At 46.3% G+C, this 18,372-nt stretch carries 11 protein-coding genes; 1 reads left to right on the top strand and 10 read right to left on the bottom strand.

Annotated features, from left to right (window positions below):
- Positions 1-13: 13 nt before the first annotated feature.
- The 8 genes from lacZ to AC3WTJ_RS04295 form a co-directional block, all read right to left on the bottom strand.
- Complete coding sequence (lacZ, locus tag AC3WTJ_RS04330) at positions 14-3,118, bottom strand: beta-galactosidase, LacZ type (RefSeq protein ID WP_492520730.1); 3,105 nt, start codon at positions 3,116-3,118, stop codon at positions 14-16.
- A 26-nt stretch (positions 3,119-3,144) separates the two neighbouring features.
- Positions 3,145-4,755: a response regulator gene (locus AC3WTJ_RS04325; protein ID WP_492520729.1), complete on the bottom strand. Its 1,611-nt coding sequence runs from the start codon at positions 4,753-4,755 to the stop codon at positions 3,145-3,147.
- 7 nt (positions 4,756-4,762) lie between these two features.
- Positions 4,763-6,514, bottom strand: a complete 1,752-nt coding sequence (locus tag AC3WTJ_RS04320; protein WP_492520728.1) for a sensor histidine kinase — start codon at positions 6,512-6,514, stop codon at positions 4,763-4,765.
- 92 nt (positions 6,515-6,606) lie between these two features.
- A complete protein-coding gene (locus AC3WTJ_RS04315) occupies positions 6,607-8,013 on the bottom strand; it encodes an ABC transporter substrate-binding protein (RefSeq protein ID WP_492520727.1) in 1,407 nt (468 codons plus the stop codon).
- Between the two features lie 150 nt (positions 8,014-8,163).
- Positions 8,164-9,027, bottom strand: coding sequence for a carbohydrate ABC transporter permease (locus AC3WTJ_RS04310; RefSeq protein WP_492520726.1), 864 nt, complete (start codon positions 9,025-9,027; stop codon positions 8,164-8,166).
- Between the two features lie 16 nt (positions 9,028-9,043).
- Entirely contained in the window at positions 9,044-9,937 is an 894-nt protein-coding gene (locus AC3WTJ_RS04305) for a carbohydrate ABC transporter permease (protein ID WP_492520725.1), read from the bottom strand.
- A gap of 230 nt (positions 9,938-10,167) precedes the next feature.
- Positions 10,168-13,317 carry an alpha-mannosidase gene (locus AC3WTJ_RS04300; protein WP_492520724.1) on the bottom strand — a complete coding sequence of 1,050 codons (3,150 nt, stop codon included), beginning with the start codon at positions 13,315-13,317 and terminating at the stop codon, positions 10,168-10,170.
- A 414-nt stretch (positions 13,318-13,731) separates the two neighbouring features.
- Complete coding sequence (locus AC3WTJ_RS04295) at positions 13,732-14,271, bottom strand: GNAT family N-acetyltransferase (RefSeq protein ID WP_492520723.1); 540 nt, start codon at positions 14,269-14,271, stop codon at positions 13,732-13,734.
- 176 nt (positions 14,272-14,447) lie between these two features.
- On the opposite strand from AC3WTJ_RS04295, the gene AC3WTJ_RS04290 reads away from it, so the two are divergent.
- Positions 14,448-15,122, top strand: coding sequence for a stalk domain-containing protein (locus AC3WTJ_RS04290; RefSeq protein WP_492520722.1), 675 nt, complete (start codon positions 14,448-14,450; stop codon positions 15,120-15,122).
- A gap of 57 nt (positions 15,123-15,179) precedes the next feature.
- Here AC3WTJ_RS04290 and AC3WTJ_RS04285 read toward each other — a convergent pair whose 3' ends face one another.
- Complete coding sequence (locus tag AC3WTJ_RS04285; RefSeq protein WP_492520721.1) at positions 15,180-17,090, bottom strand: stalk domain-containing protein; 1,911 nt, start codon at positions 17,088-17,090, stop codon at positions 15,180-15,182.
- A 16-nt stretch (positions 17,091-17,106) separates the two neighbouring features.
- Positions 17,107-18,240, bottom strand: a complete 1,134-nt coding sequence (locus tag AC3WTJ_RS04280) for a S1C family serine protease (protein ID WP_492520720.1) — start codon at positions 18,238-18,240, stop codon at positions 17,107-17,109.
- Positions 18,241-18,372 lie beyond the last annotated feature (132 nt).

Raw genomic sequence — 18,372 nt, 5'->3', positions numbered from 1 at the left:
TCCCCCTATTCAATTAGTGCGTTATACCTTTAAAAGAAAAGCTATATGCGTAACTGCGGTTTGCATAAAGGGTAAACTCCGGATGCGTCTTCGACATCCAACTATCATCGCCGCCGACCCCCATTTGCCGGTAGTTCACTCGCAGCGCGATTTTGTCACTAGGAGGCAGCTTATACATATGATCGTGCGCTTCCAGCTCAGACGGTGTGTAAGGCAGCGCGTTCAGCTCCACAGCTCTGGCCCCTTCAATCCGTAAGCCAAGTCCATCGGCACGGGTCAGCTCAGCCCACCTTACATCGGTTTTGTTCCCACACTCTTGAGGGCGCAGATACGGTACATACTGGTCGGCAACTTTCCCTTGATAGATCCCCAACCTTGCGCTTTCCGCACGGTCCCAATGATTTTCATGCGGGCCTCTGCCGTACCATGCCAGGTTCTCAAAGCTGGCATCCAGCTGAAACAGCATGCCGATCTCAGGAATTTCCGGCAGGTTAGGACCAGGCTGCAGTTCCTCACTCAGCTGAATCGTACCGTCCCCTCTCACGACATAGAACAGTTTGCAAGACGAACTGTGTGTAGTTGGCAAAATGTACTCAACCGCTATTTCTACCTTATCCGCGTAGGCATGTATATGCATGACATGAAGCTTACGCTCCTGTCCGGCTTCCTTCCAAGTCCTGCTTCGTTCCGGGAGCTTATTCCCTTTATCATTGTCGATACTGGCACGCCAAAAGTTTGGCTTCGGAGCTTCTTTCATGAGCTCGACGCCTTTATACGAATAGGAACTCAAATCTCCGGTCAACTTGCTGAACGAAACGCTAAAATCGGAACCTAACGCTGTAAAAGACGTCTCCGACTCCTCCGTACGCAACTCCCCTGCCTCTGGAGATGGCACAGCCTGCGTCACAACGGGCAGCAAAAACTGTTCGAATGCAACCTCATGCCCGGCATCCGTCCAAGCTCTATCTTCCTTCTCTAGCAATTGAATCGTCAATGTACACTCCTCACCATCGTTCACGTTCATTGGCAGCCCAATAGGAAGTGTAATCTCTGCCGTGTCACCCGCTTCCACCGCTAGCGGAACGAGCCCTTCATCCAGGCCTATACCATTTTTCGCCAATTCCCATTTCAAATCATAATCGCTTAAGTTCGTAAACAGGAAGTTGTTCTTTACACGAATGCGGCATTGCTCCAAATCTACCATCTCAAACTTCACATTCTGATAGCATTTCTTCACTTCAACTAATTTAGGAGTTACACGGCGATCCGCGAAAATAAGACCATTCCCGCAAAAGGTCCCATCATTAGGAGTGTCACCGAAATCCCCGCCGTAGGCCAGATACTCGGTACCCTCTGAGGTTTTCGTACGGATGGCTTGGTCAATCCAGTCCCAGATGAAGCCGCCCTGGAGAATGGGATACTTATCAAAGAGCTCGCAATATTTAAAGAGATTCCCATTCGAGTTCCCCATCGCGTGACTATATTCACATAAAATAAAAGGTTTCTTAGGATTAGTAAGTGCATACTCCTCTACTTTGCTAGGAAGTGTATACATTTGGCTTTCCATGTCAGAAGCTGCATCGGATTTCCGGCAGCGCGTGACACCTTCATAGTGAACTAACCGAGTTGGATCGTTGGACCGGAAGAAATCGTGCATTTTAATAAAATTGTCTCCGCCCCAGGATTCATTGCCCAGCGACCAGATGATGATTGAAGGATGATTTTTATCCCGCTGCAGCATGGAATTCGCCCGGTCTAAGACATTAGCCGTCCATTCCGGCTTGCTCGCAGGGACGGTCCAGCCTTCCTCCTCTTGGAAATTGGACCAGCTGCCATGCGTCTCAAGATTGGTTTCGTCAATGACATACAGCCCATATTCATCGCATAGATCATACCAAAGCGGATGATTCGGATAATGTGAAGTACGAACAGCGTTGATATTATAGGCTTTCATCAGCTGAATATCGCGAACCATATCGTCGTAGTGAATGGCGCGGCCTGTATCGCAGTTAAACTCGTGACGGTTTACACCCTTGAACACGATTCGTTTGCCGTTAATCTTCATCAGCCCATCGATCAACTCAAATCTGCGGAAACCGATGCGGCAGCTCACCGCTTCAACTAAATCTCCGGATGAATCTTTCAACGATAGAACCAAATGGTACAAATTTGGAGTCTCAGCCGTCCACTTCATTGGGTCATTCAGCATTGTGCGAAGATGAAGTTCCTGCTCATTCTCACCGTCCAGCTTAACGTCCGCGGACAAAGATGCTTGTACAAGATTCCCATCCTGATCATAAAGGCTGACTTCCAGCGTGTGCCTGTCTAAATGCTCACTGAACGCATTCGTCACTGTTGCTTTTATGTGCAAAAGGCCATGCCGATATTCGTCGTCCAAATCCGCTACAGCACTAAAATCGTAAATATGCACTCTCGGCGTGCTGTACAAGTAAACATCGCGGAAAATCCCGCTCATCCGCCAGAAATCCTGATCCTCCAACCAGCTGGCGTCGCACCAGCGATAGACCTCTACAGCCAATTTGTTTTCGCCTTCGTGTACATAAGGGGTCAGGTCGAATTCCGCAGGAGTAAACGAGTCTTCGCTGTACCCGACCAATTCACCGTTCACCCAGACGTAAAAGGCTGATTCCACACCTTGAAAACTAATATAAATAGGTAAATTATTCCATTCACTTGGCACTGTAAACGTTCGTGTATAAGAGCCAACGGGATTATACTTCGTCGGTGCAAAAGGGGGCTTAATATCCTCTTTGCCTTCCCAAGGATATCTAACATTCGTGTACTGCGGGTAATCGTAACCTTGAAGCTGCCAATGCCCCGGAACTTGAATCGTATCCCAGCCGCTGGTATCATAACCCGTTTCATAAAAATTCCTAATACGCTGGTCCGGGGTTTCGGCAAAGCTGAATTGCCACATGCCATTAAGTGAAACCGTGGATCTGGATGCGCTTCTTTCCCCTTTAAGAGCTTCTTCTACCGAAGCATAGGGCATTAAAGTGGCATGAGCTTTCATTCGATTCAATTGAAAAATCTCCGGATTATTGTTCCACTCGGGATACCCGTTCTTCGGAGGAAGATAGGAATATTTTTGACGCATATCAAGCACCTCTTTTTGCTAGACTTTTATTTTATATACAGCTGTTTAAATTCTGAGGGTGTCATCCCCGTATGTTTCTTAAACAATTCACTGAAATGCCGCCTGTCTTCATACCCCAGAGCCTGAGCAATCTCTTGAACCTGCTTTCCTTCAAGCAACATAGCTTTCGTCTGCTCCATCCGCTCCGTCGTTACGAATTGGGTGACCGTCATCCCCGTTACCTTTTTGAATAGATTGGCAAAATAACTGCCGCTCAAATAAACCAATTTGGCATAATCATTAACGGTCATGTTGGAAGAGACATTCTGCCGGATATGCGCAATGACTTGCTCGACAACTTGGTTCACATCTTCAACGTGGCGTTTCTGAATGAATTCGCAGCCGAGCCTGCACAATTCCTTAATGTTTTCTTGAAGTTCTTTCAGCTTATAGGAAGAGAGATTTTTGATGGAATACAAATAACGTTCAATCCCTTCCATCTCATCGCGCGTTAGCTTTTCAGAAAAAACCCGATTGATTAGAAAGGCCAGCTCATCACACATTCCTTTCACCACCTCAGGAGCAGGAGGCGTCGAGGCATGAACGGCTTCCTCAAACAGTTCATCTACAAGGCTGCACGCTTTTTGCAAATTACCCGACCTCAAGCAGTAAAAAAGCTCCTTCTCCTTCTCGGGAGAGTAGCGGGGCAACGTTTGATGGACTGGGCTCAAATCCCGATACGTGTAAACGGTATTGCCTCCCGTATAGAAATTATAGGAGATGGCCGCGAACGCCTGGGAATACGAATACGAGATCTGATGGATCTCCTGCACTTCTTCTCCAAGTCCAATCGATATCGTATATCGGGAGTATTTATTGACATTTTCGCGGCATTTTTCCGCTATGACGTCTGCATGATAAGCATCCGAAGGATTGAATATCGCCACAAATCGGTTCGTATGATCCCGAAATACAAAACCTTTGGTGTGCTCCCTCAAGCTTTCCTCCAAAATATTGTGAACGGTAAACCGGATGAGTTCGACCTCCTGGACAGGCAGCGTATCCGTTTGCTCGCTGAACTGATCGATTTCTGTCAACATCACAATGAAACGCTCTCGTTCAAGTCCAATATTCAGAAAATCCCAACGCTTTTGGGCCTGTTCAGGGGTCGTACGGAACTGCAGTAGCAGTTGAAAATATTCCTGCCGCAAAAATGGCAAGCTCTCCCGGAGCTTTCTTTCCATTTCCCGATAACGCTGTGTTTCATGAATTTCCTCTTCAATGGACTGCTTCGCCTTCAACACAACATCGATAATCTTCTGGGGAGTATACGGTTTGACAATATAATCGAACGCACCTAGGCGAAGCGCCTCCTGCGCGTACTCGAAATCCGTATAGCCGCTTAAAAAGACAATTTTCGTTCGTGGAAACCAAGCCAGGATCTGTCTGGTCATCTCCAGCCCGTCAACTTTGGGCATTCGAATGTCCGTCAGCACGATGTGCGGCTCCGTTTGTTTGATCAGTTCAATCCCCTGCTCGCCATTGCTCGCAGTACCCGAAATACACACACCGTAAGACGTCCAATCGATTTGATTGGCAATGCCCTGTACGACGGTTTTGATATCGTCGATCACACACATTCTAAGTTCAGTCGTCATTGCTTCATCACTCGCCTGTCAATGGGATAGTTAGTTTCACCGTGGTGGAGACATAAGGCTCGCTGCTCAGACGAATATCTGCTTTATTGCCGTAGTAAAGCCGCAGTCGCCCATACACATTGCGAAGCGCATAGCTTTTCTTCGACGGCTGTTCACTCCGCATATCCGCATCGACGGATGGGACATCCATGCCTGCACCGTTGTCCTCCACCAGTAGAATGAGATGTGACTCGGATTCGGAGATGGATATCCGAATATTCCCCATCCCTTCCATACTCTGAAAGCCATGCAAGATGGAGTTTTCTACCAAAGGTTGCAAAATAATTTTCAAAACGGGGACATCCCGTAGTGTCTGATCCGTCAGCTCAATCGAATACTCGAACAAGTCCTCGTAACATTTTTGCTGAAGCATTAAATATTGCCTTACGTGATCCATCTCTTTCGCTAAAGTGGTCATCTCATTCCCGCCGTTCAAGCCAAACTGGAACAAGAGAGACAGTGACGTAATCATCTCCGTGACGTCCCGGTTTTGAGACGTTTCCGACTTCCAAATGATTGTATTCAATGTGTTATACAAAAAGTGCGGATCAATTTGCGCCTGAAGCGCTTTGACCTCCATTTTGCGTTTCTCATATTCGGCTTCCTTGACGTCCTCAATCAGCGAAGAAATTTCCTCCAGCATGCGGTTAAACTTCAGCCCGACCTGCGTCACTTCATCTTCATATTTACTGGTGAAGCGCACATCGAGTTGATTTTGTTCCACTTTCTTCATTAAACCTTGCAGTTTGTGGAGCGGCTTCAGGAGAAAGCTCGAGATGACATTGGATAACACGAAAGCCAATATAGCGCAGCATAACATGATCCAGAGGGTGATTGTTTTAATGCGATTCACTTGATGAAGCAAATCCGACTGCGTCTGTACGCTGACCATCGTCCAATTGTCCGCCAGTGTCAGCCTCGAATAGTTAACCAAATACTTTTTACCAGCGATGTCATGCTTGAAAAATCCACGATCCTGGTTCTTCAGCTGCTCTAAAAAAGAAGAGTCACCTTGAAAGGGAAGTGTATTGCCGCTTAGCGGAAGGACAGTTTCACCTTTGTTTGATATGAGATAATAGTTTTTGGTTTGATCCAATAAACCATCTGTGACAACCTTGCTAATGGCCTCTTCCTTGACGTTAACGACGACATATACATCACGAACGTCCGCTTCCGTAACGGGCTTCATGATCAACGAAATTACCCTCGACTTTCCTGAAAAAAGCGGATCCTCGTGATCTTCCAGCCATACGACACGCTCGGTTGTGTTCAGATATTGGGAGAATAGCGTATCTTTGAAACGAATCTGTCCGTTACGAAGATCATTCGTGGCATACATCTCGCCAACAGGTGTGTAAATCAAAACGGACTGAATCGAAGGCTCTATGAGTTTCATTTGCCCTAGAGGCGTTTGCAAAGAAGATAACCGCGTATAATAGGAAGCCGAATGATTCGAAACAACATCTTCCATAGTGTTCTTGAAGGGGTCGCTGAGCATCATGGAAGAAGTCGTAACAATGATGTGTCTAAGCTTCTCGTCAAACACGCGCGCTGTTTTATTGAGTGTATTTTGACTGGAAATAAAGGCTTCACTTTCTGTTGAACGGAAAGCAATCCAATACGACATCATTCCTGTGATTGCGATGGAAACGACAGTCAGTATCAGAACCAAGAACCATAACCTCCGGCGGAGCGAAAGCCGATAATACCATTTGTTCAAGCTGTTTCCCCCTTCTCCGCACAATAATAAGGAAGAGACGCGCTGCTTTAGGCCGCGCGCCCCTTACCTATTGTATCCATTAAACTTTACGCCTATTTGGCAAGACTACCCTGCAGTTTGCCCGAATCAAAATTCGGATCCGCCTTCATCTTGGTTTCTCCCGCGGCACGCGCTTTGTCCAAAGCCGCATTATAGCGAGTGTTCAAATCGCTCAAAAGCTTGTCCAAGTCTCCGCCCTCAAGCATGTATTTAATGATGACGTTCCCTAATTTTGTTCCTTCCACCTTTGTTTCTGCTACGCCAGTCGGAGTCGTTGCATATAAAGCGTCGAACTTCGTAGGCAAGAAACCTTCAATACCTGGCATAGCCGGCTTATTCGCAGTGGCGTTCACATCCGGCACAATCGAGATGCCCAGACCTTTTTCGTGGTATGCCTTTTGGAAGTCCAGATTATAGATGTACTCCAAGAATTTCCATGCTTTATCTTTGTTCGGAGTGTCTTTGTTGATTCCAATATAATTCCCCGTATTGGCAACCGCTACAGTTCCTTGCTGTTTCCCGTCAATCGTTGGGGGCAGAGCTGCACTCCAATTAATTTGGGTCGGGAATTGGCTTTGATACACAGCAGGTTCACCCGAGTGGTTAAAATACATGCCGATTTTTCCAGCTGCGAATTGGGCACGAAGCGGATCAATGTCAAGCGATTCAACACCAGGCAACATACTGCCGTCCTGCTTCATTTGGCGAAGCGCCTCAACAATAGGCTTATAAGCAGCAAAATCGTACTGGCCTGTTTTGTAATTATAGCCGTCCAACACGGACGTTCCGCTGAAGGATCCGATAGGGTTGGCAATCCGTGAGAAGGCAGAGCTTGGATTCTTGAAGTTTTCCGCAAAACCGTAAGCTCCGATATCTTTGCCGGCTTCCGTAATTTTCTTGGCGTCTTCCACCATTTCCTGAATCGTTTTCGGCGGTTCCGTAATGCCTGCTTTTTTGAAAAGATCAACGTTATAGATTAATCTCCAATATTGCCCTGTGTTCGGAAGCGAATAAATTTTTCCGTCGACCATATTGCTATCTTCAACAAGTAGATTATTATACCGTTTCTTCATATCCTCTGTCATCATATCGTTCAGGGGCAATAGATAACCTTTCTTCACAAAGCCGGGGAAATCATTGGTCCGAAAAATATCAGGTGCTTGTTTACTTGCAAAAGCAATATCGACCGACTGGTTAAAGTTGTCCGCCATAACCGTCATCTCAACTTCAATGTTGTCCTTGTTGGTTTCATTGAACTTTTTGATAACTTCCTTCATATAGTCAGCGTCATGACGGTCAATCGTCCAGTAGGCAAGCTTCGTCTTCTGCCCGCTTGCTGCAGGTGCGCTGCTTGCGCTGCCACTATTATTCGTAGGTTGATTGGTTTGTCCACCGCATGCTGCAAGTGAAGCTACCAGTGTAACGCCAAGCATTGCGCTCATTACTACTTTTTTACTCATGTTGTTAACCCTCCCGTTTTTCTCTTTCAAATGTCTGAACCATGCCTCATGTAACTGTTTTCATAATAACGCTATATTCGTTTTGACCGTGAAGGACAAATCAACTTTCCAGGTGGGGGAAAATAACTCTTTTGTATGTTCCTGTAACAATTATCCTTTTACACTTCCTGCCGTCACCTGAATAAATGACTTATTCGCCAATACATAGACGACCAGAATGGGCAGGAAAGATAAACATGCTCCAGCCATCATCAGATGTGCCTCGGCCGCGGCGCCAATGCCGTAGCGTAAATTAGCCAGCCCAACCGTCAGTGTTTGCAATTTCGGGTTCGTCATCGTGAAGACCAGCGGCAAGATATATTCATTCCAAGCGCCGCGGAACGTGAACAGTCCAGTGACGCCTAGTGCTGGGCTCAAGAGCGGAAGAATAATTCGCCAATACACTGTAAAGAAATTACAGCCGTCGATGTAAGCCGCTTCGTCCAAATCCTTCGGTATAGCCTTAAAGAAGCCGATCAACATAAAGTAAATGACCGCGTGGGAACTGATCAGAATGAGAATGACGCCCCAAAGGGATTTGTTTAAACCAAGTTTAACCATGAGATTGAACTGCGGCATCAATACCACGGCGCCAATCGAGATAAACATCGTGCTCGCTTGCAGGGCTACATACAATTTTTTACCCGGGAACCTCGTTCTGTCCACAGCATAAGCCGACATTGTTGCAACGAGTAGCGTGCCGATCGTCACGATTACGCTGATAAAGAGGCTGTTCCACGTAAACTGTGCGAAATTGGCCTGTTTCCAGGCTGTAGCATAGTTGGAGAACTTCCAGACGCTCGGCAATAGCGTAGCACCGGTCGTCAATTCAGCATTCGTTTTTACGGAGCCCAGCATCGCCATAATAATAGGGAATATCGTGAAAAAGGCGACTGCGATCAAAAAAATCCATTTGATGCTGTGCCCGATAATGCGGCCGCTGAGATGACCGCCTGATTTCGTGCTAGTAGTCATTGTATACCCTCCTCTGTTAATCCTGATTCAATCGTTTGGACATCGCGAAATAAACAATGGTAATCAACCCGACGATCAGGGCTGTTACGAAACCGGCGGCGCTGCCGTAGCCAATTTGTTGGACGGTCGGAGAAACAGCCGAAACTGGGAAAAATAGCTTGTACACATATAGATACATGACATCGGTTTTGCCGAAAGGTCCTCCCTCGGTCATGACCATAATACTTTCATACCCTTTCAGGGAGTTGATAATGGCAAGCATAACGATCATCTGCAAGACAGGTCCGAGCATAGGAATGGTAATGTACCAAAACTTTTGGACCACATTCGCTCCATCGATGGATGCACTTTCGTATAAATCATCTGGAATCCCTTGCAATCCGGCTATGAAAAGGAGCATATAGTTTCCGATTGCCCCCCATATGGCCATAATAATTACCGTAATCATGGCGTAATCCGGTCCCAGCCAATCAATCGCTTTGGAGATTAAGCCGTATTTTAGCAAAAATTGATTGAGCAGTCCGTTATACGAGTTAAAAATGGTGAAAAATACAATCGCCATGACGGATGTGCTTATGATCGTCGGCATAAAATACACGGCGCGCAGCAGTACCTTCCCTTTGATCCCCCGATTCAAAATAACGGCAAGGATTAACGAAAGCGGCAGCACAATAATCAGCTTGCCACCCGCATAGATCATCGTGTTATATACCGAATGCCAATATTCCGTATCGCGCAGCAATCTTGCAAAATTATCGATACCGATAAATTTCTCTTCGCCATATCCCTGATAATCGTAAAACATATAGCGAAACGCCCATATAAGCGGATAGATGCCTAACGCCAAAGTTAAAAACAGACTTGGAAAAATAAAAACATAGGAATTGAAAAGGGAGTTCCTTTTGCGCATATGTGATCTACTCCTTAGACTTAATTAGTAGATTAAGCATATTACAACCGCGCTGGCAGGCGGGAGTGGTAATCCAACTATGTCCGTGTGACAAATCAACTGTCTTCCTCCCAGGGGAAGGACATCGGGAAATTTGCTGTACATACGCGGCAGATTCATGGCAAATGCACACAAATGCACGGCAAAAGCAAATAGACCGCGAAAAAATCGCGGCCTCATTTGCCTGCATGCTAATTAAAATGGATCATAAATGTCTTGATCTCATATGGCTTCATCTGAACGCTTATTCTAGCGTCATGCTGCTGTTCGCCTTCCAGGCGTTCGAGCAGATCACATTCCTGCCAGGACGCAATCCGGACATCGCTCGTAATGTCCACTTGCCCGCTTATACCTGCGAATTCGTGTACGCGTAGAATGACCGCGTTTTGGTCCTCAGCTTGTTTGACTGCATCGATCATGACATGATCGCGGGAAAGCTGGAACAGGCTGAATGATGCTTGATCAGGCGCGCCAGATGCAGATGTCAATGGATTGTTAAGCGACCATGCGGATTGCATCGTTTGACCATCGTACCAATCGCCGGCATGCGGAAGCAGGGAATACGTGAAGTGATGCTCGCCAAGGTCAGCCGTAGCGTCAGGAACCTTTGCGGACTTGATCAGCGTGAGTCTCATCACATGATCTTTGATATCATAGCCGTATTTGCAATCATTCAAGAGGCTGACGCCATACCCCCGTTCGGATAGATCAGCCCACTGATGGCCAACCGTCTCGAACCGTGCGTAATCCCAACTCGTATTCCAATGCGTAGGCCGCTTTACATTGCCGAATTGAATATCATAAGTCGCTTCTGTCGCCCGGATGCGCACAGGAAATGCTACCTTCAACAGTTTCCGCTGCTCATTCCAATTCACACGCGTTTTGAAATCTATTCTGCGGCTATGCGCGTAGAGCACCATATCTTGTACAACGGTCGAATCCATGTAGGACCATTCGAATCGAACGATAGCAGCCAAAGCTCCGGTGCCCGTCACTTCCATCCGAGTCACACAAGTCACTTCCTGTTTTTTCTCGGTATAAAAAATATCAATATCCCACGCCTCGTGCCGACCTTTCGGCTTGTCTTCAAACACTTCAAATCGGTTACCTCGTTGGCCTTGAGCGATGATTTCCCGCTTCTCTATGCGATCATAGAGTCGTTCGATCTGACCATGAGCATCCCATTCAATTTCGTAAAAAGGAGTGATTAACCCCTGATCCAGCTTTTGGAATGGATTCTCCTTAACCTTTTGCATATACGTGTCCGCTTGATCGGCCTGACGAATCACCGTGTAACCCATCGATGGGACGTTCTCAACCTTCACCCACATCTCCCCATCCACCCGCTGCACTTCAAGCGGACGTTGATGAGCATCCAACCATTCTTCTGCAGATGCTTCTTGCGGCAAGCATACGATATCTGTTTGCTCCCACGGCGAACTGTTGAACACCACCACTTCACGCCCCTGTTTGCCGTCTGTGAGATAGGAAACGGATTGATCCCACACCTTCTCGCCAATGGCACGCGCTTCTGCGTATTCAACCCTGCTGTCCTCGTAGACCTCTCGAATCGACGAACCCGGGATGATGTCATGGAACTGATTGCGTAAAATAATCTTCCAACCTTCATAGAGAAGGAGCGAAGCTTCTCCATTGCCTGCATGTGCGTCAGCATTCAACAGACTGCTTATGACTTGCATCCATTCGGTTTCTCTGTACAAAAGCTCCAGCTTTCGATTCATCAGCTTGTTATACGCTTGACTGGTGTAGGTGCCGCGATGCAGCTCCAGATACAATTCACCGTCCCATGTGTGCACATAGGAATTTGAGTTGGACACCTGTTGTTGCAACTCGTTGAAATACGTATCGGCGCGTCCCGTTTTCACCGCGGGGATACCCGGTATTTGATCCAGCCTGCGCCTCATCTCCAGCATTTCCCGGTTTACGCCACCCCCGCCATCGCCGTATCCATAGGCCAGCAGCAAAGACGAATTGAGCGATTTATCACGATAGGCGTCCCAAATCCCTTGGACCGAGGATGGCGTAACTTTTCCATTATACGTATAGTAGAAGGCTCCTTCGCTGGAGCCAGGATCCGGCGTTGTAATGAAATGAGTCAAAATTTCCGTGCCATCAATCCCCCTCCACATAAATGTGTCATGAGGCATCCTGTTGTATTGATTCCAACTGATCTTCGTCGTCATGAAAGTTTCAATACCGGCCTTTCGCAAAATCTGCGGCAGCGCCCAGCTGTATCCAAATACATCAGGCAACCACAAATATTTGCAGTCAACGCCAAATTCATCACGGAAAAATTGGGTGCCATACAGAAGCTGCCGCACAAGCGATTCCCCGGAAGCCAAGTTGCAATCCGCCTCCAGCCACATCGCACCGCCTGCTTCCCAACGTCCTTCCTGCACACGTTCCTTGATGCGTTCATAAATTTCCGGATAATCCGATTTGATGTATTCATACAGTTGCGGCTGTGTTTGTAGGAAAATGTACTCCGGGTACTGCTCCATTAATCGCAGTACCGTCGAAAAAGATCTTGCGGCTTTTTCCCGCGTATGCTTCAAACGCCAGAGCCATGCGACATCGATATGCGTGTGCCCGATGCATTGAACCACAACCGAGTGCAGCTTGGGCACCGCTGACAACGCATTTTGAAGCTGCTCCTGCGCGCTGGCAACTGAGTGGTAAAAGGCATCGCTGCCCGGCCTTGACCAATCGAGCAGCAGAAAAGCTTGATCCAGCATAGACAGCAGCTGGTGCCGTTCCGGACGATTTTCATCCAGGATGCGAATCGTTTCCAGCAAAGCTTTGGCTGTGTAGAACAAATCGTCGCATGCTTCATCCAGCCAGCACAAAGCTGCCATCTCCAGCTGGCTTTCCATTTCAAGGTGGCTTTGATAGCCGCCTAACCCCGACCATAAGCGGAAGCGAAGCTGGATCGTAGAACCTATCAGTTCCTCAGCGAAAAATACTTCCTCATGATTCGAGTCCACGCCCTGATACGGCTCCCCGTTCAGAAAAAGCAGCGATTCAAACCCGCTGTTCGTTCCTCCGCCCGTTTGGCCTAAGTTAAATCGGCCGATGACCTTCTTTCCTTTCCACTCAGCTGGGATAACAGGGTCCGCAGCTAACCAGTAGTAGACATCGCGCCCTTTCCAGCGATCTCCAATATGAATATTCCCCCACTCGCCGTCTTCTGTCGGATAAGCTCCAACCGCTCCTTCGGCATCGTGTTTCATTCGAAAAGTATCGATAACCCTCGCATCACGGTAGCGAAATGGTTCCAGTTCATGGATTCGCGCATGCAATTTCTCAACAGTCCAAAACATTGACATACTCCCTTCAAACCTGTGATCGTGTCACCGTTTTATATAAGTCTATATCCCAGAGGGATGGATATGTCTATTTTAACGCTTTTGAAGGCGATTGGGTGATAGGTAATCTCATGATTCGTAGGGGGTAAAATCATTTTCTATCAGAAGAGCCGCAGAAATCTGGCTAAGATGCTTCCTTAGGGGAACTGGCGTCCTCTATTTCTAGGGAAACGCACAGTTTCAGAGGTAGAGGGGAACTACGGTCCGCTATTTTGCCAATTCGACGCGAACTGCGGGTCATGAAGGTCAAATAAGAGCCTGTAGTTCCCCTTAAGAGGATACAGACCCATTTTTTCCATAATAGAGGACTCTAGGTCCCCAAAAGTGAAAAAACCGGCCCCCCACTGGAGTACCGGCCCATTTCTCTCATTATGTCGCTACCTCATGCTGCATACCTTCACTAGCTTCTAAAAAGTCCGACCGCTCCACTTGATACAAATCATAGATTTGTTCAGTAGAATTGATAGATGCATAAACATGCGGGTTCAAATCATTGGCTAATTTGGCATACGGCAGTTTTTCAACGGCTTTTTTGGAGCGAATATTCTGTTTCCTGACTTTCAAAAACACCGTTTCAATCCTATGTTCAAGGAAAAGTTCCGTAAAAAAGGATTCCTTCGCCCGTTGGTTATAACCTTGGCCGAAATAAGGAGCTCCAATCCATGTCGCCAGGAAACCTGCTCTATTCTCAATGTTATATAAATCTATCGTACCAATGGGATGCCCGATCTCGTTAAGAATCGTTCTTGAAATACACGTCATCTGCTCTTCTTCCACCATTAACTGCTTGGTAACGAATAAATATTCTTCATACGACTGGCATTTATAACGCACATAAGGAAAAACCTCAGGATCATTGATTAAGTTATACAGAGAATGGCATTCTTGCAAGTTGCGTTTTCTGATCATTTTGTTCTACCACCTAATCCCTATATTCAAGCAATTTAAGTATATAAAAGGAGTTCGGGGATTATATAAATTCTGCATTTACTTTATGTAAATTTCAAAAGCCATACAGTTGCAGCACAAAAACAACATAGCGTATTATTAATCATAGACAATCTACCCAATAGGCGGTGCATCATTTGAAAAAGTATATCATCGGCGGGATCGCCGGATTTCTCTTGGCTACGACACTTTCTGCGCATGCAGAAGAAGTTACTAGTTTAATAGGAAAAACAATTCAGGGGGCTTTCCCCTTCCAAATTGAAGGCAAAACACTGGCAACTCCAGCTATCGTTGTGGACGGCACTTCCTATTTGCCGGTACGTGCTCTTGGTGAAGCAACCGGATACGATGTTTCTTTCGATGCCGACCTCGGCATTTCGCTAAAGAAAAAGGAGGTACAGCCAGCCATCCCAACGCCATCGCCATCTCCGACGCCTTCCCCATCCGCAACACCTGAACCGCAAGTGCCTGGTGACCCAAGCAGCGGCTACCAAGCAATTAAAACGGTGATTCTCAGTTTAGAGGATGAAAAATCCCAAAAAAGTACAGGTGAATTCGGACTGATCCAAGTGGATGGAGCGCGTTATGTCTCTCTTTCGACCTTAAGCAGCTTCTACACGATTAGCTGGGGAGATCCCATGCTGCAGCTGAGTTATAATGGCCAGCTTGTCGGCTCATTCGCCACCAACAGCCAATATTCCAAAGGAACGGGATCTTTTACCTATGACGGCACGGCCTACGTTAATCTTTCGTTGTTGAAGCTGAAGGGAACCGTTAACGGGGATACACTTGTTTTGACGGACGATATTTAATTGTCGGCATAAAAAGCACCAAAAAAGCCGGAGATGGTCTCCGGCTTTTTTGGTGCTTTATTTCGTTGTTTGGAAGGATTTGATTGTATCCAAAATTTGTTTTTGCAAGAACTCCGTTTGGATTGCCTTCGGGTACATCGTCATGAACAGATAGGAAGTTCCATCCTTTTGAAAGAAGCTGACTGTCGTTACGAGATTCTTAAACTCCCATTCTACCCAGAGCGCTTGAACACCATTGATGGTTTCCGTCCGGTTGGCGGTCTCTTTGAGATCAGTACCGCCGAACTCTGCTAGTGATTTTTCCTTAATTTGTTTGATAACCTCTTGGGGAGTATAACCAGATAGTTCCGAATCATCAGGCAGTAACAGAAAATACCCTGCCCCGAAGTTATACTCTAGACTGCTGTTTTTACTTTTTGCTGCATTCAGCTTCCAGTAATCAGGAATTGAAATCGTGTAGTTATAATTCTTATTCTTCACTACACTCGTTTTCGAACGATCCAAGTTCTCCGAGCTATCTTTAATCGTCCCGATCGAACTGGAAGGTTTACCGATTTTAATCGATTGCAGTGTGGATTGAATAAAGCTATCGGAAAGATCATCCTTATTGCTAAAATCAATCGCTATAAAGTATTTATAATTTCCTTTGATGAGATTCACGTTCTCCGTTGAATCCCAAATGCGAGTGTCGAATGTATTCGATGTTCGCGTCACAAGCGCCTGATTCCCGTCAACGACGATACTTCGTGAAGCTTCCATTTTGCTATATGCTGGAGTATACAGCTGCTTATAATTGGCAGCATCTCGATCGGACCAATTTTGCAGCGTATCGCTATCCGACTTGGAGGTCACTTTGTAACCGATACTTCTTTTTTTCTTCGGATCAATGAATTGAATCATTTCGCTGTTGCTACCGGATTTCGACCAGTCAGCTGGGATCTTGATGGAAATCCCATACGTTTCATCCGTATACATGCGCAAGCCATCTTTCACTGTCGAAAGGTCTTTCAAGGTTTTAACATTTGTATCGAATGACATTTGGAAGCTGTTTAATAGATCCTGATAAGCATTATGTTTCGTTATGACTTTATCCGTTTCTTCCTTTATAATCGTGAAAATAAGGATATATACTTTGTCGCCGCTTTGATAAGCGCGATATTCAAAGAGTTCACCATCATCCTTGGATTTAATGAGCGCGTATGGATGTGCACTGCTTGAAACATATTTTTTCTCTAGCAGCGGTTCACCATCTGTTTCATCCACCAACAAGTCCAGTAGAGCATCCTCCGACATATTCTCGGTCATATCGGACTTCACCGAAATGTTAATGTGGTACTCACCATTTGCATCATTGAATGAAACATAATCTTCCTTAAAGCTCTGATAACTCTTCACCAAACCTGTCGGATATTTCATCGACCAGCCATAATAGCTGTTGCCGATATGCGTCTTTCCTAGATCTGAATCAATGCCTCCGGCATCCGTGCCGGCTGCACGCGTGCTGGAAATCGCAATCGTTGAAGTCGCTTCATCAAACTTCACATTGGCTCCGAACTTTTCCGAAATGAATCGGAGTGGTACCATGGTCGTCCCATTTTTCAACTCGGGAGCAACTTCGATTTGTTCTTCTTTCCCGTTGACTGTCGCTGTTGTGCTGCCGATTTGTAACGAAATGGATGTACCATTATAGGTGAGTCCTACCGTCTGTGTTTCAGATGCCCAGCTTAACGCTGCGCCGAACGCCGATGTGATGACTCGCAGAGGTACAAGCGTCACGCCATTGTTCGCATAAGGAGTTTCAACCGAAATGGATTGATCGTTAATCGTAATATGATCTTCACCAAGCTTCAATTGAATCTGTACGGATTGATCCTTCGTTTCTGTATCAGCGGCAAAAGCGCTGAGCGGTTGAATCATGATGAGTATAAATGCTAGTAAAATCAGGTATGTAGAGCGTAATTTAATCATTTGTCACCTTCCGAGTTTATTGGGTTTGGGTCGCATCCAGCAAGATAATATCCTTTTGGATAATGTCTCCGTTAGACTGCAGGGTCAAAGTAACCTTGTCTCCGGGTAGATATTGTTTCAATAACTCATTTAAATCAACCAGTGTTTTCACATTGGAATTATTGACAGAATACAGGACATCGCCTTCTTTAATTCCGGCATCGGCAGCGGACGTATGCGGATCTACGCGCGAAACCTTAAGCGGCTCATCTGTAGGAAGCCCGACAACAGCCGCCCAGCTCTCCTCTACTTCCAGACCAAGCGCAGGTCGTTTGACTTTGCCGAATTTTATAAACTGATTCAAAATATATTGAACTGTGTCTGAAGGAATAGCGAATCCAAGTCCATCGATGCCTGCGGCAGATAACTTCAATGAATTAATACCGATAACCTCACCCTGCAGATTAACTAATGCCCCGCCGCTATTGCCTGGATTAATAGCCGCATCGGTTTGGAGCAGGCGATACGTTGAATGCAGCGAGCGGTCAGTCCCGCTAATCACGCCGTAGGTAACGGAGTTGCGAAGCGCAAAAGTAATCGGTGTGCCGATTGCAACAACAAGTTCACCGACCTCAACATTGCTGCTTTTGGCGAATGTGGCTGCCGGCAGGTCTTTGACGTCGATTTGAACGACCGCCAGATCGCTTTCTTCATCCAAATGAATCGTTTTTCCCGCATATTGCTTCCCGTCTGAGGTTACTACGATAATCTGCTTCATGTCTTCGACTACATGCGCATTGGTAACAATAAGCCCATCGGATTGAACAATAATTCCAGTGCCATGTGCTAAATTAAAACGGTTGTCCGACGAAGCCTGGCTCCCACTCATCGGCTTGCCAATAATTCCGACTATGGATGGAGATACCTTCTTGACTACCTCCGTTATACGTGATGCAGAAGTATAGCTAAAATCGTTCTCTTCAGCCCGGTAATTTCCACTTCCCCCAAGCGTTTTGACAACGTCGGATGCCTTCACATAGACCTCACCGTCCAGCTCCTTCGTTTGCCAATGCGAAACACTGGTGGCTTGAGCTGCGAATACTTGGCCATTTCCTCCCAAAAGCGTAAGTGCTAGTAAAGTAGATATTACATAGCGAGTGTGCACTTTCAAATAAATCTCTCCCTAACTAGTTTATGGAAAATACTCCCCTTCCTATTATACATAAATATGGAAAGCAGGATAGATAGAAAATCTTTCTATCCATCTTTCTGGTGCAACACGAAAAAATACAGCTGGATCACA

Source organism: Paenibacillus sp. FW101-FHT12H11 (assembly GCF_058790355.1).
This window is presented reverse-complemented; position numbering and strand designations above follow the sequence as displayed.